We start from the raw sequence: 20,000 nt of genomic DNA, 5'->3' as shown, positions 1-20,000 counted from the left end.
CATGTATAGCAGTCGAGTGAGTTTTTTCCGTTCGATACATTTTAAAATTGTGCTGATCTATGTGCTTCTGATTATTTTGGCTATGCAAATCATCGGTATTTACTTCGTTAAGGAATTGGAATCTTCTCTTATAGAAAATTTTAAATCTTCCCTTTCGCAGCGGATTGATTTGCTGGCTTACCAGATTGAGCAAGCGATGACGAATGAAGAAGTGGACGAATCATTGAATATGGAAGATGAGATATCTGCTATTTTGCAAGATTTTAAACGGGAGGAAATTCATGAAGTTCGCGTAGTGGACCAAGATGCGCGTGTCATCGGGACATCTGATTACAACAAAGATGTGATCGGGAAAAGAACAACTGAAAATATGATTAAACGGACTTTAATCGTCGGTTCGCCTGAAAGCAATATTTTGCTTGATCCGCAAACGAAGCATCGAATGTACGTATCAGCGACTCCGATCGTCACAGATTATAAACGAGAAACAATTGGCGTTGTTTATGTCGTTGCCTCAATGGAGGAAGTTTTTTCACAATTGCGGACGATTAACAAAATTTTTGCAACAGGCACAGGGATGTCCCTTCTTATTACCGCGGCGCTAGGAATTTTTCTTGCCCGCACTATAACCCGTCCGTTGTCAGATATGAGAAGGCAAGCGTTGGAGCTGGCAAAAGGGAATTTTTCCAGAAAAGTAAAAGTGTATGGAGAAGATGAAATTGGACAGCTTGCATTAACATTCAATCATCTCACGGAAAAATTGGAGGAAGCACAGGAAACAACTGAAGAAGAGCGCAGAAAGCTGGCGTCTATTATTACTCATATGACAGAAGGTGTCATAGCCACAGATCGGCATGGAAAAGTAATTGTCATGAACAATCCGGCCCATGAAATGTTGAATGTTTCACGTGAAACAGCCTTAGGAAAATCAATTGTGGAGCTTTTAGATTTAACGGATGAATGTACTTTTGAAGATTTAGTGAACCAGCAAGAACCGATGCTGTTAGATTTCAGCACAGAGGAAAAACCGTATATATTACGAATCAGCTTTTCTACGATACAAATTGATGAAGATCATATTAACGGATTGATTGCAGTAGTTTACGATGTAACAGAGCAGGAACGAATCAACCAAGAGCGGCGTGAATTTGTCGCAAACGTTTCTCATGAGCTGCGGACGCCGCTTACTACAATGCGCAGTTATTTGGAAGCATTGGCGGAAGGGGCTTGGAAAGACGAAACGATCGCGCCAAAATTTTTACAAGTGACGCAAAACGAAACGGAGCGGATGATTAGGCTGGTTAATGACTTGCTCCAGCTATCAAAACTAGATAGTAAAGATTATCAATTAAATAAAGACATGGTGAATTTCACAGACTTTTTCCACAGAATTATTGACCGTTTTGAAATGTCTAAGCAGCAGCATGTCACATTTGTACGAAACATTCCGAAAAAAAGCCTTTATGTAGAAATTGAACCCGATAAAATTACGCAAGTGCTCGATAATATTATTTCCAATGCATTGAAATATTCTCCTGAAGGCGGAAAAATCTCTTTTCAAGTAAAAGAACAAGTTGACCATATTGAAGTCAGTGTAAAAGATGAAGGCATTGGAATTCCGAAAGAAAGTGTGAAAAAAATTTTTGAACGTTTTTATCGTGTTGATAAGGCTAGATCACGCAAAATGGGCGGAACCGGTCTAGGTCTTGCAATTGCAAAAGAGATGGTGGAAGCACACGGAGGAGAAATTTGGGTGGAAAGTGAAGAAGGAAAAGGCACGACTGTATTTTTCACATTGCCATATGAACAGAACCAAGAGGATGATTGGCTATGAACCGGGAAACGATAAAATCCATTATTTTAACATTTTTAGTGCTGACAAGTTTATTCTTCACCTGGAATATTTGGACATATCAGCCAAACTACGGGGAAATTTCGAACTCCAACTATATTGAAAACAACCCGTTAAGCAATGTAACAAAAAAGCCTTATGAAGTCGTGCAGCCGGATCATATTATGATTCATGAAAAAATAAAACATTACGCAACTTATGACGAAATCGTCATCGAAAGAATTTGGAAGGATATCCGTCAGTGGGAGCTAGAAGAATTCAAAAATATTTCTGGAGAGATTGAAAAGCAATATGGTTTTAATCAATGGATAAACAGGGAAATACATAATTCAACCCCTAACTTTGAAGTTATTTTTAACGACTCGATTCCGATGTCAGCCCTCTTATCAATAACCGACTGGACGGATGAAGAAGATTTCAATATAGAATTTGATCGGATTTACATTCCTCTGACAAACGAGAAAGCGAACCGAAAGCTTTATTTAGTCGACTACGAGCATAAATATGTTGTAGAAGCACAGGTGAAAACCGCTTTAAGCAATTTGTGGACGGAAGTGTATAAAGAAAAAGAAAGCTTTGAAAGCTACGTGTTTTGGAACGGATTATTTTTGCCTGAAAAGCCGTTTCCGATTCATCGCCTTCAATATTTTACAAAATCAATGAGCGGTGAGCAGTTTAAAAATGCATTGTTTAGTGATCCAAGTTATGTAAAACGGGATGTCAATGCTTCCGAATTTGTGTATACAGACAGCTCCCGTCAGCTTGTCATCAACGAAGATAAAGAAAGGGTTGTTTACGTTAATCCGACAATTGACCAGTCTTTAACGACGGAAAAAGGAAAATTGATCTTGCAGAGCATTGATTTTTTGAACAAACATGGCGGTTGGCTGTCAGGATTAAATGATTATCGCTTCGAAAAAACGGATCAAGAACAGAAAATTTATTTTCGTCTAACGGTTCGAAATTTGCCAGTATTTTCGTTCAGCGATTCGCATTATTCGATCACGACGATTATGCAAAGCTGGGGAAAGAATGATATTGCCTTATATCAGCGTCCGTTATTTTATTTGGATGGTTTTATCCGGGAAGATAAAACGACTTTACCTAAAGCAGCAGATATAATTGAAGCTATTAAGGATAATCCAAGCATTGAAGCCGACAAAATAAAACGTATTTTTCCCGCTTATGACATACAACAGTCGTCACGGCAAAATATCGTAAATTTGGAGCCGATATGGTGCATTGAACTCGAAAACGATAAATATCAAAGGCTGAATGTGAAAAAAGCGGGTAAAGGAGGGGAAGGTATTGGATTGGAGTAAAACGAAAACGGTGTTTATTATTGCCTTCCTGATCCTTGATATTTATTTAGCTTTTCAGTATGTTGAAAAAATCAAAAGCTCCAAATATGATATGATCACGAAAACGACGATTGAAGAGCAGTTTGCAGCGGAAAATATACAATTTGGGAAGCTTCCAAAAGAAGTAATAGAAGGTTCTTATATAACGGCAGAAAGCAAAATATTTAAGGAAGAAGAAATCGAACAACTGAAAAATCAAAAGCCGATGCTGCCTGATGAGGAGTTGACTCGTTCGGTAACAAAGCTTCGGATGAGTTTTGACAAACCGATTCCAATTGTAGGAGAAAGTATCGAAAATAAGATCAAGCAAATTTTAACAACACAAATCATTGCGGGCAGTCAATACAAGTTTTGGCGCTACAGCAAAGAAACAAGGGAAATTATTTGTCTGCAGGAATACAAAGGAAAAATTATTTTTCAAGATGTAAGTGATGGAATCGGTATGATTGTCTTTTATTTAAATGATAAAAATGAAATTGTGTCTTATCAGCAAACATTGCTAGAAGATATAAAAGAATTGGAGAAGCAGGAAATATTGCCTGCGATTAAAGCATTGGAAGCTCTTTATGAAAAAAATGATTTGAAATCTAACAGTAAAGTAACCGATGTAGAATACGGATATTACACACAATACCCGCTGTCGGAACAGCAAATTTTGGCTCCGACATGGCATGTAGTTGTCAATAAAACAGAAGATTATTATGTGAATGCATTGGAAGGTCAGGTCATTAAACCGGAGAAAGAGAATAATAATTTGGAGTGAGTGAAGGAAATGAGCCTTAATTTCAGTGTTCTTGCGAGCGGCAGCACAGGGAATGCCATTTATGTAGAAACAGATGAACATTCCCTGTTAATCGATGCAGGATTAAGTGGTAAACAAATGGAAAATTTGTTTCAAGAAATTCAACGGGACATAAAAAATTTAAGCGGTATATTAGTCACCCATGAGCATAGCGATCACATCAAGGGACTTGGAATTTTAGCGAGAAAATACGAAATTCCGATTTTCGCGAATGAAAAAACGTGGAAAGCAATGGAGAGAGAAATCGGCGAAATTCATTTAGAACAAAAGTTTACTTTTGAAATCGGCGAAACGAAATCGTTTGGAAGTTTAGAGGTTGAATCATTTGGCGTTTCCCATGATGCAGCAGAACCAATGTTTTTTGTGTTTCACCACCGTGGAAAAAAACTAGCGTTAATTACTGATACTGGATATGTAAGCGACAGAATGAAAGGGATCATACGCGGTGCAGATGTTTTTATTTTTGAAAGCAACCATGACGTAGAAATGCTGCGAATGTGCCGGTATCCTTGGAATGTAAAACGAAGAATTTTATCTGATGTTGGACATGTTTCAAATGAAGATGCTGCACTTGCTATGGCTGATGTCATTGGCGACAAGACGAAACGAATTTATTTGGCGCATTTAAGTAAAGAAAATAATATGAAAGAGCTCGCACGAATGTCTGTCCAGCAAGTATTAGAGAAAAAAGGATTCGTTGTCGGAGAACAATTTGAATTATATGATACAGATCCAAAGAAACCGACGCCTCTCGTAGCTGTTTAAATGTTTGAATTTCCCCATCGTTGGGTATGTTAATGTTGTCATATATTTTTCCTGCCAGCTCGCGTTATACTATAATAATGTAGATAAAATCATTCGTCATCGGAAAGGAATGATGAGGCGATGGGATATTATGATGATGATTTTGAACGGTATAATAACAGAAAACAAAGGGGAAACTGGGGCGGATCATTATTGGCTGGGTTAATCGGAGCCGTGTTAGGCGCGTTATTAGTTATTTTCTCCCTTCCAGCATTAGCACAATTCAATATTCTTCCATATAATCTGAACATCAGTCCAGAGCAAACTGAGGAAGGGGAAACAGGAAATGTCCAAGGGCCAGTCAAAACAGTAAATGTAAATGTGAATTCAGCAGTTACAGAAGCAGTTAATAAAGTGAGTGATGCGGTTGTCGGAGTCGTCAATATTCAGCAAGTAAGCTTCTGGGATCAAACACAAGAGGGAGAAGCAGGAACAGGATCAGGGGTCATCTACAAAAAGGAAGGCGATAAAGCCTATATTGTAACAAATCATCATGTTGTAGCCGGAGCGCATCAATTGGAAGTTGTATTAAACGACGAAACACGCATTCCCGCTGAACTTGTCGGCAGTGATCAGCTGATGGATTTAGCAGTATTGGTTGTGGATGCAAAGCATGTTAAGAAGGTTGCTGAATTCGGCAATTCGGACACAGTCAAACCGGGTGAGCCGGTGTTGGCAATCGGAAACCCGCTCGGCTTGCAATTTGCTGGGTCTGTTACACAAGGGATTATTTCTGGAACAGAACGGACCATTCCTGTTGATATTGATGAAAACGGAACAGTGGATTGGCAGGCGGAAGTGCTGCAGACGGATGCCGCGATTAATCCAGGAAACAGCGGCGGAGCACTTGTGAATTTAGACGGGAAAGTAATTGGAATTAATTCCATGAAAATTGCTGAATCCGCGGTGGAAGGAATCGGACTGTCTATCCCAATTAACATTGCAATTCCGATTATTAATGATCTTGAAAAATTCGGCGAAGTGAAGCGTCCATATATGGGAATCGGTCTTCAGTCTCTTGAAGACATCCCAAGCTATTATTGGGAAGAGGCATTAAATTTGCCAAAGGGCGTTAAAAACGGCGTGATTGTGATGAGTGTTGAGCCGATGTCGCCAGCTCAACGCGCAGGTTTGAGAGAGAAGGACGTAATTATAGAGCTTGCTGGGAAAAAGGTTGAAAATGTTCTCCAGCTTCGAAAGCAGCTATACAGCCAAAAGGTTGGAAGCACAGTGGAAGTAAAATTCTATCGAAATGGCGAGTTGAAAACAGTGAAGCTGAAGCTCGTTGAACAAAAATCTTTTTAAAGAACAGGAAGGCGGAATCAGCTTTCCTGTTTTCATTATGGGGTAGGAGGATTATAAATGTATTGCTGCGAGGATCATATTGATTTAGCAATCGACATGTATGTAGACCAGTATGAAATAGCACCAAATATTCAAAAAATTGAATTTAATCACAGCTTATCCACAACCTGTGAATTGTGCAAAAAAACCGCAGTATATATAGTTGGGAACTGATTTTCGGACACGAAATATAGAGGTATTCATCCACAATTGTGGATAAAATCTGTGGAATATTTGTTATTTTATGTGGGAAATAGTTATCAACATGTTGATAAAATAAAAAAGGGGAAATATGAAAGTTGAACATTCAAATTATAGCGATTGGGAAGCTGAAGGAAAAATATTTAAAGCAGGGAATCGACGAATATTTAAAGCGTCTTTCATCGTACGCAAAAGTTGACATCATTGAACTTCCTGATGAAAAGGCTCCTGAACAAATAAGCCCGCAGGAAATGGAACTAATCAAAAACAAAGAAGGCGAACGAATTTTAGCCAAAATCCCGTCCGATGCATACGTCATCGCCCTTGCCATTGAAGGCAAGATGAAATCCTCGGAAGAGTTCGCACATAGTATAGATAAACTGGCCACATACGGAAAAAGCAAAATCGCCTTTCTAATCGGAGGCTCTCTCGGCTTAAGCAAAGAGGTAATGAAACGGGCGGACGAAGCCCTCTCCTTTTCCAAAATGACCTTCCCCCACCAGCTCATGCGTCTAATTTTGCTCGAACAAATCTACCGTGCTTTTCGCATAAATAGGGGTGAACCGTACCATAAGTAAATGAGGTTTTTTGAAAAAAATATAGATTTGTGGCTTGAATCGTAAATGTATAGAAAAGGGTTGTCCGAAGCATTTTCGGACAACCCTTCTAATTAGTGAGCTGTTGGTTATCCATGATGGATAAATTTTCATTACTGTAAACCAACCGAAAACAGCTACAGTGCTAAAAGCAAATAAAATGCCTAGCATGTTCTTTCCCTTAATAGTCTGAAAAACTGAAGAATACCAAGTAAAGTCACTAAAGTGAAAATAATAACCAATCCATTAATAAGCCCCTTACTAGGATAAATTAAAGGAATTAAAATTTTTGAGTTCATTGTATAATTCATCTTTATTTTAATTTCTCACCAAATAATGACCCCATTAAGGCTACAACTACAGTTGCTGTTTTATTTTTTTCATCTAAAATTGGATTTACTTCAACAAACTCTGCTGATGTAATAATTCCGGATTCAGCCAACATTTCCATTGCTAAATGGCTCTCTCTATGACTGATACCACCAATAACAGGTGTACCAACTCTAGGAGCATCGTGTGGATCTAAGCCATCTAAATCTAATGATAAATGCACTCCATCTGTCCTTTGGTTTTGTAAGTATGTTATTGCTTCTTCCATAACCTTTGTCATGCCCAGCCGATCAATTTCATGCATTGTATATACTTTTATACCTTTTTCTTTAATTAATTTACGCTCTCCTTCATCTAATGAGCGTGCACCGATAATCATGACATTCTCTGGTTTAATTTTGGGAGTGTAGCCCATTATGTTTGTTAAACTTGGGTGTCCTATTCCTAAACTTACTGCTAATGGCATACCATGTATATTTCCTGAGGGCGATGTTTCGGCTGTATTTAAATCCCCATGTGCATCATACCAAATAACTCCCAGGTTTTCATAATGCTTGGCTACGCCTGCTAATGTTCCAATAGCAATACTATGATCTCCTCCTAACACTAATGGAAAAGAATCTGATTGGATTACTTCATTTACTTTAGCGGCAAGCTTTTCATTCGCCTCTGATACCGTTTTCAAATTTCTTAAATTTTCGACATTTCTAATATTACTACGCTCTGCTCTTCCAATATCGATATCTCCTAAATCTTCTATTGAATAGTTTAATCGCTCTAATCGCTCAACTATACCAGCATATCGAATTGCGCTTGGCCCCATATCAACACCTCTGCGCATTTGACCTAAATCCATTGGAACCCCTATTATTGATATATTTTTTTCTTCAATTTTTAAATTCCCCTTTTAAATTCTACTCTAACTATAAGCATAAAAGTTATTTCTAAATGGTTCAACTTAACAATAAAGTGTATAAATATTTATTATGTCTTTTACTCAAAAACGAAAAATATTTAAGTTTTTGAGTAAAGGACATTTACTTTTTTTGGTTAATCAGTATAATCTAGGTATACATCACATTTATGGGTCTTACAGGAGGGATTAGATGGCTAAAAAAGTTAATTGGTATGTTTCTTGTTCACCTAGAAGTCCAGAAAAAATTCAGCCTGAGTTAAAAGTACTAGCAAATTTTGAGGGAAGTTATTGGAAAGGGGTAAAAGGGTATAAAGCACAAGAGGCATTTGCTAAAGAACTTGCTGCTTTACCACAATTCTTAGGTACTACTTATAAAAAAGAAGCTGCATTTTCTACTCGAGACAGAGTGGCACCAATGAAAACTTATGGTTTCGTATTTGTAGATGAAGAAGGTTATCTTCGTATAACTGAAGCAGGGAAAATGCTTGCAAATAACCGAAGACCCAAAGATGTTTTCTTAAAACAGTTAGTAAAGTGGCAATATCCATCGTTTCAACACAAAGGTAAGGAATATCCCGAGGAGGAATGGAGTATAAATCCTCTTGTATTTGTTCTTAGCTTACTAAAAAAGGTAGGCGGCCTCAGTAAATTAGATATTGCTATGTTCTGTTTAACAGCAACAAATAATAATCAGGTGGATGAAATTGCAGAGGAAATAATGCAGTTCCGTAATGAACGTGAAAAAATAAAAGGACAAAATAAGAAACTTGAGTTTACTGAGAATTACTTTTTTAAAAGATTCGAAAAGATTTATGGAAATGTAGGTAAAATTCGTGAAGGGAAATCTGACTCTTCACATAAGTCAAAAATTGAAACTAAAATGAGAAATGCACGAGATGTGGCAGATGCAACCACAAGATATTTTCGATATACAGGTCTATTTGTTGCAAGAGGGAATCAACTCGTCTTAAATCCAGAAAAATCTGATTTAATTGATGAAATTATCAGTTCATCAAAAGTTGTAAAGAACTATACGAGAGTAGAGGAATTTCATGAATATTATGGAAATCCGAGTTTACCACAGTTTTCATTTGAGACAAAAGAACAACTTTTAGATCTAGCCCATAGAATACGAGATGAAAATACCAGACTAGCTGAGCAATTAGTAGAACATTTTCCAAATGTTAAAGTTGAAATACAAGTCCTTGAAGACATTTATAATTCTCTTAATAAAAAAGTTGATGTAGAAACATTAAAAGATGTTATTTACCATGCTAAGGAATTACAGCTAGAACTCAAAAAGAAAAAGTTACAAGCAGATTTTAATGACCCACGTCAACTTGAAGAAGTCATTGACCTTCTTGAGGTATATCATGAGAAAAAGAATGTGATTGAAGAGAAAATTAAAGCTCGCTTCATTGCAAATAAAAATACTGTATTTGAATGGCTTACGTGGAATGGCTTCATTATTCTTGGAAATGCTTTAGAATATAAAAACAACTTCGTTATTGATGAAGAGTTACAACCAGTTACTCATGCCGCAGGTAACCAGCCTGATATGGAAATTATATATGAAGACTTTATTGTTCTTGGTGAAGTAACAACTTCTAAGGGAGCAACCCAGTTTAAGATGGAATCAGAACCAGTAACAAGGCATTATTTAAACAAGAAAAAAGAATTAGAAAAGCAAGGAGTAGAGAAAGAACTATATTGTTTATTCATTGCGCCAGAAATCAATAAGAATACTTTTGAGGAGTTTATGAAATACAATATTGTTCAAAACACAAGAATTATCCCTCTCTCATTAAAACAGTTTAACATGCTCCTAATGGTACAGAAGAAATTAATTGAAAAAGGAAGAAGGTTATCTTCTTATGATATTAAGAATCTGATGGTCTCATTATATCGAACAACTATAGAGTGTGAAAGAAAATATACTCAAATTAAAGCTGGTTTAGAAGAAACTTTAAATAATTGGGTTGTTGACAAGGAGGTAAGGTTTTAAAATGCAAGATATTCTGGACTTTTATGAAGAAGTTGAAAAAACGATAAATCCTCCAAATTACTTCGAGTGGAACACATATAGAGTTTTTAAAAAACTAGGTTCCTATAAGAATCTAGTCCCAAACTTTAAGCTTGATGATTCAGGTCATCCAATTGGTAATGCCATACCAGGTGTTGAAGATATATTAGTTGAATATGAGCATTTTTCAATTTTAATTGAATGTTCCCTCACGATAGGGGAAAAGCAACTAGATTATGAAGGGGATTCAGTCGTCAGGCACCTACAAGAATATAAAAAAAAAGGAATAGAAGCATATACTCTTTTCTTAGGAAAAAGTATTGATCTTTCTTTTGCAAGACATATAGGTTTTAACAAGGAATCAGAACCTGTAATTCCATTAACAGTAGACCAGTTTAAAAAGCTAGTTACACAGCTGAAAGGTGATGGAGAACACTTTAATCCTAATAAACTAAAAGAAATACTGATAAAATTATTACGAAGTGACTTAGGATATGATCAAGCTGAAGAATGGCTAACTTTCATTGAGTACAATTTAAAATGAAATTGAAAAAGGAACAATGCCAGTTCATTGTTCCTTTAACTAATGAATAAGTTCAAGTTGCTCATATTTTTCTTCTTTATTTTTTCGTACATAATCATAGTTCTTGATTATATAATGCTTTGCTTCATTCTTAAATCTATTTCTAATGTTTACAGAATAGCTTTTATGATATTCATCAACGATATAATCTTTATATAGTTCGGTAGTTAATTCCGTTTTACTAATGATCATTAGTGCACGGCACTTTAAGTTTTTAAACTCTTCAGCAAGCCTACGATGTTCCCTCTCGTCGAAATCACCTGTAAACTCCATATTTCCATAATCACTAAAAATACAATCATATGGAGGATCAAGAAACATGAAGTCATTTGGTTTTGCCATCTTAAAAATTTCAGAAAAATCTTTATTATATATTTCTGTTTTTTGAAGCAGGTTATGGTGTTGTTTAGTAATGATTTTTGTATTAAAGTTTTTGTATCTTCCAAAAGGAACGTTATATTCTCCTTTACTGTTATACCTTATCATCCCACTATAAGCAGTTTTATTTATAAAATAATAAATTACTGCGTCTAGCCATTTTCCTGATGGATAGTTAAATTCGTTCCTTAGCTCATAATATAGTTCTTCATTTTTATTTTCCACTCTGACACCAGCAGGAGCAAGAGCTTTTTTTTCCTCATATTCCTTTTGGTTTTTTTCATATATTTCCTGTAGTTCGTTTAATTGTTTAGTTACCTCATCAAAATTGTGCTTTAATTGAAGATAGAACTTATAAAGCTTAGAATTAATATCATTGATAACTGATTTTTCATGTTCTAAATGGAAGAATACAGCACCACCCCCGACAAAGGGTTCAAAGTAGGTTTCGATATCATTGGGTATATGGTCAATAAAGAAAGGAATTTCTGCTTTTTTTCCACCACGATATTTTAAAATAGGTTTCATCTAATAACCTCCAATTTAATAGTAGCTTGTCTACTACATTATACTAATTTAACATAACTATGATCCACAGGAAAGGAACAAATGTTCTGTTGTATAAAGGGAATTATTTGAAATAAATTAAAAGTAAGCGTCAAATAAAGTCTCAACCGTGATTAAAGATGATTTGTTGACCTGCATCCCGAATAGCCCGAGGTTTTACCTAATAACGCCTCTAGGTAATGGTCTAAATTCGTAATCATTTGATTTCGTTCATAAGAACTCGGATGTTCAGCGATTACTTGATTCCTCGTTTGATAAAAAATTCAAACTTGATCCTTATTCGGGAGTCGGGAAAATAGATTATTCAGCTCTAGGTGTAGAAGTTATCTCTACAGATAACAAAGGATCCTACTCAACATTTTCAGGAACGTCTTTCGCTACTGCATATGCCACTAGTGTTATTGCAGCAATCCTGAATAGAAGCGACTCAAAATATAATGCCAGCACCATCAAAGAAGAACTCTCCAATTATGTTGTGAAGTTAGGTGACAAAGTACAATTTGGAGAAGGTTTTCTAACATTACAAAAAGAAAGGGTAGAGGAAATTCTAAATGAAAAAGATGAAAAAGAAATTAATTAAATTATTAGTTGCTACATTTTTGTTTATTAATATTGCTGGAGTTGCTCCGGTTGCATTTGCGGAAGAAATAACCAATTTCCAAATACAGAAGAAATTTTTGAAAGTACAGAACAAATTGATGTAAGTATTGATGAAACAGTTGAAGTAGTTTCAAGTGATGATGATACAACAGTATATAAAGTATCCGCAGAAGAATTAGAAATTAACAATGACACCTTTGAGATGGTAGTATGTTTTCTACAAGAAAAAAATACAGTGCTTTATCAAAATTTTGAATAAATATACATATATGTGATCTATCCATCAAGGGCTTGACATGGATCCTCTGTAGCCATGATTCTTTAGCCAACAGTTTTGGCAAAACCAAAAAAGGTTATCATGGCTCCTCCTCCATGTAAATCCCCATTGCATATCACTGCATAAGGATTTTGCAATTCTCTGCACTTTTTGCTTGCAAAAAAACGTAAACCAATTATACTTTTTTACCCCGGTCATTTTACCGGATTAGACCTACGACTATTTGGGATTTTACATAATGAAGATCAGTATCAATTAACGAGAATATCATAGAGGAGAAGATTATGTGTTAGTTAAAGAAATATTTAAAAAAGAAATTTTTCGTCCGATTAATGAGGGTGTACGAAGTGCAACAATGGGCCAAGCATGGGTCATTGTCACATCTCAAGAAAAAATAAAAGCGTCACTTAATGTCCATAGCGAAAAAAGATTTTTCCAAAATCCAAGGACGTTTTGCGACCCGAATTAATTTATCTAGCGCAAATACAGATGAAGTCATTAAATGAGAGGGGTTTTCTATGACATATTATTATTACCTTGCCTCAGATATTAAACTACCATCAGGTATATACTCTAAAAGTGGTTTTATTAATTTAAATGGGAGTAAAATAGCTCTTGATCAAACTCTTGACTTAACAGAAAGTGATGAAAAAGTAGATGGATTCGATTATCCCGTGCAAATTGAAATCGTTTATGGTTTGTGTGATCCTGAAACTTTAGAAGCATATGATGATTTTGGATTGCCATTGCTTCATAAATATATTCTCGACGTATGCAGTTACTATAAGACATGTACCATTCAAATTGCTCACATTTTAAATACACACCGACACCCTTTAAAAATTGTAGAACGGAGAAAACTCTTATTGAATCAATTATCGAATCCTAAACAACTCGCTCTACATCATGGTGAATTGCTGACGATCAAGAAGATTCCGGAGTTCTAAGTTGATTAGACCGGTGAATTTACGAACAGTTGCATTTTGTTATTATGGGTAAAATGAATTTTAGTTTACTTATTCCTAGTGTGTAGATCTTCCATCAAAAAACTTGGATGCCTCATTCTGAACAGCCCTTTTTTACTATATTCGTCTTGGTATTATGTCAAGAAAATAGACATGTAAAAAAATTTACGTAAAATTTTTTTTTATAAAATAGTAAGTTTAGTCGTCCTCATCACTTTTCATCTAGTTAATTATTATATTTTTATATTAAATTTTAAAGATTATCTAACCCTCTTATTCCTTCATAAATGATTTTCTCCTTTTTATCATTACTTTACTCGACATGTCTCAAAAGTTCATATTTTTTTCATATATATTGTGAAAAATTTCACAAACAGATGTTATACTAACTTTGTAAGCAAAATAAATAATTTAGGGGGAGGATGTAATACATATTGTGAAATATATCACAAAATCATTTCGTCGATTTTAAAGTATAGGGGCTGAACAAGATGCATGTATGGGAGCAAGTTTATAATCCATTGGAAAATATATGGCTTTCAGCTATTATAGCTGCCGTTCCTATCATCGTTTTTATTGTTCTGCTGACAGTATTTAAATTAAAAGGATATATAGCAGGGCTTTTCAGCATAATTGCTGCAGGCATTTTTGCCGTCTTTATTTATAAAATGCCTGCAATCTTAGTTTTGATGTCTGCGATATATGGAATTTTAGTCGGTTTATGGCCAGTAGCATCAATCGTATTTGCTGCTATTTTCCTTTATAAAATATCAGTAAAAACCGGAAAATTTGCCATTAGTATTTCTTTTATTACAGAGGATCAAAGAATTGCAAGTTCTTATTGGGGCATTCTCATTTGGGGCATTTTTAGAAGGAGCTGCAGGATTTGGAGCACCCGTTGCCATAACAGCAGCCATTTTAGTGGGGCTTGGATTTAGTCCAGCTCTGTTGTAAACAGCGGTTCCTTATTTGCTCCACTTCAAGCTGTCACTGCTTCACAAATTGGAATAGCACCCGAAACGATGGTTGCTGTCAATGTAATGGGTGGTACAATGGCTAAAATGATTTCACCTCAATCAATTGCAGTTGCAGCTGCGGCAGTTGGATTTGCAGGAAAAGAAAGTGATTTATTTAAAGTGACAATTAAATATAGCTTATGTTTGCTTGCTGTAATTGGATTAGTTAGCTGGTTCCTATTTTAATCATATAACATTTTAAGGGGGATGTATAACCATGAATAAAGAAAAAGTAAATCGTGTTGTAATCGTTGGAACAGGTGCTGTAGGCTGCAGTTATGCCTATTCACTAATTAATCAGGGGGTCGTTGAGGAATTAGTTTTAATTGATATAAATGAAGCAAAAGCTGAAGGCGAGGTGATGGATCTTAATCATGGAGTGCCGTTTGCACCTTCGCCAATAAAGGTATGGAGCGGTTCTTATCAAGATTGCGCCAATGCGGACTTAGTTGTTATCACTGCGGGATTGGCACAAAAACCAGGTGAAACCCGATTGCAGTTAGTTGAGAAAAATACGCGAATATTTAAACAAATTATAAAAGAGATTATGAAAAGTGGATTTAATGGCATATTTTTAGTGGCAACAAATCCAGTAGATATCTTAACTTATGTCACTTGGAAGGAGTCAGGACTGCCAAAGGAACGCGTCATTGGCTCAGGAACAGTCTTAGATTCTGCACGTCTAAGATTTGAATTAGGGAAGTATTTCAATGTGGATACAAGAAATATTCATGCAATTATCATAGGGGAACATGGAGATACCGAGCTTCCGGTTTGGAGCCATGCCAAGATCGGAATAGAGAATCTTGATGATGTTTTAGAGCGAAAGAAAGATTTAAAGAAAGAATGTTTAGAGGAGATCTTCGTAAACGTCCGTGACGCTGCTTATCATATCATTGAGCGAAAAGGGGCGACATACTATGGAATAGGAATGTCCCTTGTCCGAATTACAAAAGCAATTCTTAAAAATGAAAATAGTATCCTGACAGTATCTTCCTATCTAGAAGGTGAATATGGACAAAATGATGTATATATTGGAGTACCAGCCAAGCTTAATCGTAACGGCGTGCACGAAATAATCGAAATTGAACTGAACGAAAAGGAACAAGAACAATTTAATTATTCCGTTTCAGTGCTAAAAGATACGATGAAATCTGTCATTTAATCCACTTGATGGCAAAGCGACATGCTCTATAGTGACCATTGTACCGGGAACGTTTAGGAAACAAGGATTGGGAAAACCAATTCCCGATTACAAACTGCTGCGAGGCTTGTTAGGATGAAAAGCTCAACTTACGTTTCTTTCCAATGCTTTTGTGCCAGTCAAGACGATGCCCGATTGGCTCCAATGGTTTGCGAAGATCAATCCGATCTCGCATATTATTACTGCCGTCCGTGATCTGATCAATGATGGAACTATTGGCTCAGATTTCGCCGTCTCTCTCATCGGGGCTGCATCCATCGTAGCAATCTTTGCGCCCATCACCGTCCGTGTATATATGCGCCGGGCATAAATTGGATATTGTGTATTGATCTGTTCGCGATATCCTAGTAAAAAAGCTTTTACCGAAAAATTACGGAACCTTGCTGCTTACAGAACTTTTAACACATCATATAGAATTTCACATGTCTGATATAATTTATTTCAGCCACTGCTGACATCCCTTCATTACCTTCCATTAAACAAGTTGCCCAACTCGGGGTATGGTATTGAAGGGATGCTGGCAAGTGGTTTTTTATATCATATATGGCCGTTTAATGACAGTGATACATTTCAGATACCAGACCAGTCCCGTGTTAACCCGGGATCTGAAGGAAACTACCCGGCGCAACGTTCTGTAAAAAGGGGCTAGGTTCGCCTACACTGTAAAGCTGCAAGTAATGCATAGCCCGGGTGCAGGCGGTGTAGAACAATCTGCGCAGGCTCTCAACGCCGTATACGTGCGATGAAGCGTTATAAATGATGACGGCGTCGAATTCGATGCCCTTCGCCAAATACGCCGGTATAACGACAACACCTTGTTCATATTCGGTAGAGCCGCTCTTCACAAGTTTTATATCTTCAACGCTTTTCAGTGCTTCGTATGCGGCGGTGCTTTCCGCAGCAGATTTACATATAATCGCGATCGTATTATATCCCCGTTTCCGCAAGTCCACGACTTTGGAAGCAATGCAGCGGTGCAGTTCAGCTTGATCGGACACTCTCGTCAACACAGGCTTATCGCCGTCGCGTTCAAAAGCAGTGATCCGTTCGCCATCGGGTACGAGTCCGCGCGTAAATTCAATGATCTGTCTTGTGGATCTGTAACTGCGGGTCAAGGTGATCGAATCCGTTTTATCCGGTCCGTATAGGCTGGTAAGCGTGTGGAAATCGACCGTTTCACTGGCATGAGCGAATATCGCTTGGTTAAAGTCGCCGAGCACAGTCATCCTCGCCGAAGGAAACAAACGCTTCAAAAATTCGAATTGAAACGGAGAATAATCTTGCGCTTCGTCTACAAGCACGTGTTTGATCGAGACGTTCGTCTGAAAGCCTTGAATCAGCTCTTTCAAAAATAAATACGGAGTTGCATCTTCGTAAAACAGTTTGCCTTCGTCTAGCGTTTTTACAGTCAATCGGCAAATATCCTCCCACTCCTCGGGTGTTTCCACTTCCATCCACTGTTTGACCCGCGTTGGATCGGCGAAAAGCTGCTTGTATACTCCCTTCATGTCGATGAAACGAAGCGTTCGGATCCGTTTGCGCAACGGTTTCAGCTTCTTGCGAACGATCAATTGGCCCAGCGCTTCGATCTCGTTCTCATAGTTGTTCAACGTTTCTGCTTTAAAGCCGCGTTTTTTCCGTAAGAGAGTATGAGCTTTATGATAATCCTCGTTGCTAAGCAGCTCGATTTCTTCCTGCACCCATGGCTTAGTCCGTTCAAGCTTCTCCGCTTCATCGATTTGCTTGTTTAGCCAATCTGCCAGCTTTTCAAGTCTGCTGTGAAAACGGAGCGAGGTGTCGCTGCTATAAAACCTTTCTGTGATTTGTTTGGCGGTGATGATCGGTTTTCCTCTAAATAGAATATCTTTGAATAGCATGCCGGATAATTCCAGCGACTTACAGTATGTTTTAATCGTCTCGAAGAAACGGGTTGATGCCTTGAATCGGATGCTCGCAGTTCTAGTCCGGTATAAAGAGTCATCCGCTTCAGTCAACACATATTCCAATTGCTCGTATGGACCCTCGATTTGAAATTCTTTGCTCAGCCGATATTCCAAATATTCCTGGAAGGTGGCCTGCTGCATATTCTCTTCGCCTAGTTCGGGCAGCACATTGGATACGTAGCTGTTAAACATCGAATTAGGTGAAAATAAAATGATTTGATCGGCTCTCAGCTTATCCCGATACTTGTAGAGCAAGTAAGCGATCCGCTGCAGGGCGGCCGATGTCTTGCCGCTGCCGGCGGGTCCTTGCACGATGAGCAGCCGCCCGCGATCATGACGGATGATCTGGTTTTGTTCCCGTTGAATGGTGGCCACGATGTTGTGCATATGTTTGTCTGTCACTCTGCCAAGCACCTGCTGTAAAATGTCGTCTCCAATGGTGAGACTCGTATCGAACATCGACTTGATAACGCCGCCGCGGATGATATATTGCCACTTTTTCTCCAGCATGCCGCGGACTGTGCCTCCGGGAGTAGTATATTCGGCCGGGCCGGGCGCGTAATCGTAGTAGACACTCGAGACCGGCGCCCTCCAGTCGTAGATCAGGATGTTCTCTCCGCTTGTATCCGTGAGCGTGGAGATACCGATATAGATTCGTTCAGCAGTTGAAGACCCTTCCTCAATGAAATCGATTCGACCGAAATAAGGCACCTCCTGCATGCGGCGCAGCGCGGACAACCTCTTGAAGGCTTGTCTGTGGGTGCTTTGGCTCACGGACAGGTTCTGCGCCTGTTGTCTCAAGGCGATGATCGTCTCAAGATAATCGTCGAACGTATCAGTATTCACCTTGACGTCATCCCAAAAATGTTTGCGGAAATCAATCACTTCTTTTCGACGCTGGGAGGTTTCGTTTTCCAGCATGCCGATTTGCTCCACAATGATCGCCATTATGCTGTCTAATCGTTCTTGCTCCTGCCGAAGTTCTGTATTCATATTAAGCACTCCTCGTATAGTATTTTTAGAATCCTCTTTTGAGGTATTTTCCAGTTAGATTTTTGTTCTTTGATAACTTCATGGGAGCTAGTTCAGATCGTGGTGGGCCAGCCCACCACAATCTGAAAAAATTTCATTTTAGTCGATTCAAAAGGCGGCCCGTTCGTCGTATCGGTTGTCCAAGTGTGTCGAGGATTCCATCGACTTGCTGTTAGGGCTGTCGATTCAATCAATCCGCAGCCTGCAATCGTAGCTCAAAGAGCTCGATAAAGCCATTACCCGCCATCTTGAAGGCATTCCGAACACACTGCAAACCATCCCAGGCATCGGACCGGTTTATACCGCAGGCATCCTGGCCGAAATCGGGCAAATCGAGCGGTTTCACAATCAGGCCGCCTTGGCAAAATATGCCGGCTTGACATGGTCCAAGCACCAATCGGGCCGTTTTCAAGCCGAGGACACCTCCCTCATTCGTTCCGGCAATCGCTATCTCCGTTACTACCTAGTGGAGGCTGCCAACTCGGTACAACGGCATGATGCGACGTTTCGTGCGTACTACCGGAAGAAGTATGAGGAAGTGCCCAAACACCAACATAAACGAGCCCTCGTCCTCACCGCTAGAAAACTCGTGCGTGTGATCGATGCGCTGCTACGCAACGGTCAAATCTACACGCCAAGAAAGGGGGAAGATCGATAAGAGGATCGATCTGGTATACCAATATCAACCTTTAGACCCAGTTTATTACATGTACCAATACTGGGTTTCTTCAGTATTGCCTTTTTTCGGATCATCGGACAAGGGAATTTCCAATTTCTATGATTTTTCACCTTGACATATTACCGCAGGACTTTAAAAATAATGAGAAATAGGGGTTGACTGAAGGAACTTTATGTTGTAAAATTATAATAGGGTAAATATTTTTTAATTTAAACAAAAATGTGTTTCTAATCTAATTTATCATAATTTCTCAATTTTTTCAATGTATTAACCACTACCGCTGATATTATAAACAAGGATACATTAATTAATACTCTTAAGAATTTAATAGATTTTTTAAAATCGTAAGCGATGATGAAAAAAGTTACTGTAAGGCCATTAATTAAAAAAATTCGAATGTAAGAGAACCGGAAGGATATAGATATAAAGGAGATAACGTTTTGGTTTCCTCAGATAAAGTTTTACCATCTCATAAAGTTTGCAAAAACGTACCATAAGTGAATGAGTTTTTGGATCTTGTCATATAA

At 37.8% G+C, this 20,000-nt stretch carries 20 protein-coding genes and 3 pseudogenes; 19 read left to right on the top strand and 4 right to left on the bottom strand.

Annotated elements, in window-relative coordinates; translation table 11 throughout:
* Window position 1: 1 nt before the first annotated feature.
* From walK to rlmH, 7 genes are all read left to right on the top strand, one after another.
* Entirely contained in the window at window positions 2-1,834 is a 1,833-nt protein-coding gene (walK, locus tag NSS70_RS20300; protein ID WP_340882437.1) for a cell wall metabolism sensor histidine kinase WalK, read from the top strand.
* A complete protein-coding gene (locus NSS70_RS20295; protein WP_339198157.1) occupies window positions 1,831-3,174 on the top strand; it encodes a YycH family regulatory protein in 1,344 nt (447 codons plus the stop codon). Before walK ends, NSS70_RS20295 begins: the two co-directional genes overlap by 4 nt.
* Window positions 3,161-3,976 carry a two-component system regulatory protein YycI gene (locus NSS70_RS20290; RefSeq protein WP_094244808.1) on the top strand — a complete coding sequence of 272 codons (816 nt, stop codon included), beginning with the start codon at window positions 3,161-3,163 and terminating at the stop codon, window positions 3,974-3,976. Before NSS70_RS20295 ends, NSS70_RS20290 begins: the two co-directional genes overlap by 14 nt.
* A 9-nt stretch (window positions 3,977-3,985) precedes the next feature.
* Window positions 3,986-4,780, top strand: a complete 795-nt coding sequence (locus tag NSS70_RS20285) for an MBL fold metallo-hydrolase (protein WP_130158225.1) — start codon at window positions 3,986-3,988, stop codon at window positions 4,778-4,780.
* 120 nt (window positions 4,781-4,900) lie between these two features.
* Window positions 4,901-6,124 carry a S1C family serine protease gene (locus NSS70_RS20280; RefSeq protein ID WP_339198154.1) on the top strand — a complete coding sequence of 408 codons (1,224 nt, stop codon included), beginning with the start codon at window positions 4,901-4,903 and terminating at the stop codon, window positions 6,122-6,124.
* A gap of 57 nt (window positions 6,125-6,181) precedes the next feature.
* On the top strand, window positions 6,182-6,337 hold the full coding sequence (locus tag NSS70_RS20275; protein WP_339198152.1) for a CxxH/CxxC protein: 156 nt from the start codon (window positions 6,182-6,184) through the stop codon (window positions 6,335-6,337).
* A gap of 125 nt (window positions 6,338-6,462) precedes the next feature.
* Window positions 6,463-6,942, top strand: a complete 480-nt coding sequence (gene rlmH, locus NSS70_RS20270; protein ID WP_130158231.1) for a 23S rRNA (pseudouridine(1915)-N(3))-methyltransferase RlmH — start codon at window positions 6,463-6,465, stop codon at window positions 6,940-6,942.
* On the opposite strand, the gene NSS70_RS20265 is transcribed toward rlmH, so the two are convergent.
* Window positions 6,877-7,131 (bottom strand): DUF2759 family protein, encoded by a 255-nt coding sequence (locus tag NSS70_RS20265; RefSeq protein ID WP_340882434.1) that lies wholly within the window; start codon window positions 7,129-7,131, stop codon window positions 6,877-6,879. The genes rlmH and NSS70_RS20265 overlap by 66 nt on opposite strands.
* 142 nt (window positions 7,132-7,273) lie before the next feature.
* A complete protein-coding gene (rocF, locus tag NSS70_RS20260; RefSeq protein ID WP_340882593.1) occupies window positions 7,274-8,182 on the bottom strand; it encodes an arginase in 909 nt (302 codons plus the stop codon).
* A gap of 214 nt (window positions 8,183-8,396) precedes the next feature.
* Between rocF and NSS70_RS20255 the strand changes: the two genes are divergently transcribed.
* Both NSS70_RS20255 and NSS70_RS20250 read left to right on the top strand, forming a co-directional pair.
* On the top strand, window positions 8,397-10,211 hold the full coding sequence (locus tag NSS70_RS20255) for an AlwI family type II restriction endonuclease (protein WP_339198145.1): 1,815 nt from the start codon (window positions 8,397-8,399) through the stop codon (window positions 10,209-10,211).
* Window position 10,212: 1 nt separating this feature from the next.
* The gene (locus tag NSS70_RS20250; RefSeq protein WP_144598408.1) at window positions 10,213-10,773 is read left to right on the top strand and encodes an AlwI family type II restriction endonuclease; all 561 of its coding nucleotides are present in this window, start codon (window positions 10,213-10,215) and stop codon (window positions 10,771-10,773) included.
* Between the two features lie 39 nt (window positions 10,774-10,812).
* Here the strand turns inward: NSS70_RS20250 and NSS70_RS20245 are convergent, their stop codons facing one another.
* On the bottom strand, window positions 10,813-11,718 hold the full coding sequence (locus tag NSS70_RS20245) for a DNA adenine methylase (RefSeq protein WP_339198141.1): 906 nt from the start codon (window positions 11,716-11,718) through the stop codon (window positions 10,813-10,815).
* Window positions 11,719-12,052: 334 nt separating this feature from the next.
* Here NSS70_RS20245 and NSS70_RS20240 point away from each other — a divergent pair, with 334 nt between their 5' ends.
* The 9 genes and pseudogenes from NSS70_RS20240 to NSS70_RS20200 all read left to right on the top strand — a co-directional run.
* Complete coding sequence (locus NSS70_RS20240) at window positions 12,053-12,337, top strand: S8 family serine peptidase (protein ID WP_339200062.1); 285 nt, start codon at window positions 12,053-12,055, stop codon at window positions 12,335-12,337.
* Window positions 12,309-12,461, top strand: a complete 153-nt coding sequence (locus NSS70_RS20235; protein WP_340734381.1) for a hypothetical protein — start codon at window positions 12,309-12,311, stop codon at window positions 12,459-12,461. Before NSS70_RS20240 ends, NSS70_RS20235 begins: the two co-directional genes overlap by 29 nt.
* Before the next feature lie 323 nt (window positions 12,462-12,784).
* Window positions 12,785-12,907, top strand: a complete 123-nt coding sequence (locus tag NSS70_RS20230; protein ID WP_242009369.1) for a BREX protein BrxB domain-containing protein — start codon at window positions 12,785-12,787, stop codon at window positions 12,905-12,907.
* Window positions 12,908-12,920: 13 nt separating this feature from the next.
* A complete protein-coding gene (locus tag NSS70_RS20225) occupies window positions 12,921-13,103 on the top strand; it encodes a hypothetical protein (RefSeq protein ID WP_144598567.1) in 183 nt (60 codons plus the stop codon).
* Between the two features lie 49 nt (window positions 13,104-13,152).
* Window positions 13,153-13,581: a hypothetical protein gene (locus NSS70_RS20220; RefSeq protein ID WP_339193689.1), complete on the top strand. Its 429-nt coding sequence runs from the start codon at window positions 13,153-13,155 to the stop codon at window positions 13,579-13,581.
* A 509-nt stretch (window positions 13,582-14,090) separates the two neighbouring features.
* Window positions 14,091-14,541, top strand: a pseudogene (locus tag NSS70_RS20215) (L-lactate permease); the annotation flags it as partial.
* A gap of 59 nt (window positions 14,542-14,600) precedes the next feature.
* A complete protein-coding gene (locus NSS70_RS20210; protein ID WP_235600454.1) occupies window positions 14,601-14,801 on the top strand; it encodes an L-lactate permease in 201 nt (66 codons plus the stop codon).
* Between the two features lie 31 nt (window positions 14,802-14,832).
* Window positions 14,833-15,780: an L-lactate dehydrogenase gene (locus NSS70_RS20205; protein WP_339198129.1), complete on the top strand. Its 948-nt coding sequence runs from the start codon at window positions 14,833-14,835 to the stop codon at window positions 15,778-15,780.
* Window positions 15,781-15,907: 127 nt separating this feature from the next.
* A pseudogene (locus NSS70_RS20200) lies at window positions 15,908-16,129 on the top strand (ABC transporter permease); the annotation flags it as partial.
* Window positions 16,130-16,412: 283 nt separating this feature from the next.
* On the opposite strand, the gene helD reads toward NSS70_RS20200, so the two are convergent.
* A complete protein-coding gene (helD, locus tag NSS70_RS20195; protein ID WP_339210692.1) occupies window positions 16,413-18,755 on the bottom strand; it encodes an RNA polymerase recycling motor HelD in 2,343 nt (780 codons plus the stop codon).
* Between the two features lie 142 nt (window positions 18,756-18,897).
* Here helD and NSS70_RS20190 point away from each other — a divergent pair.
* Window positions 18,898-19,452, top strand: a pseudogene (locus tag NSS70_RS20190) (IS110 family transposase); the annotation flags it as partial.
* Window positions 19,453-20,000: the final 548 nt, after the last annotated feature.

Origin of the sequence: Aeribacillus sp. FSL K6-2848 (assembly GCF_038004325.1) — a bacterium.
Lineage (GTDB): Bacteria > Bacillota > Bacilli > Bacillales > Aeribacillaceae > Aeribacillus > Aeribacillus composti.
Note: the sequence above shows the minus strand (reverse complement) of the source record. Positions and strands in the feature narration are given on the sequence as shown.